The sequence below is a fragment of the Crenobacter sp. CS_VA4 genome (assembly GCF_055597485.1).
The window spans coordinates 1-234 of the sequence record NZ_JBVMAE010000211.1; the positions used below are offsets into that span (position 1 = coordinate 1).

Annotated in this window: 1 protein-coding gene; it reads left to right on the top strand. The window is 60.3% G+C overall.

Going from position 1 to position 234, the window contains the following annotated elements; genetic code table 11:
- Positions 1 to 234, top strand: a 234-nt coding sequence (locus tag ACZ2IA_RS23315; RefSeq protein ID WP_470294953.1) for a hypothetical protein, incomplete at both ends; no start/stop codon positions are given.

Here is a 234-nt window from a genome sequence, read left to right on the forward strand (position 1 = left end):
GCACAGCGGTTATTCCGATGGCGCGATAGGCACCACACCAGCTGATTACTTTGCCGCCGGTATCGATTTGGGCCTGGACTTCGTTGGTAGCTCCGAGCATTCGGACAATGCTCGTGCGCCCGTCACCGCCGATACCGAATGCGCATCACCGGAGTTGCCGCAATGCACCCAGCTCACGCCTGAGGGCCTGCTTAAATGGGAAAGCACACTCGACATGGCCCTAGCCGCCAGCAG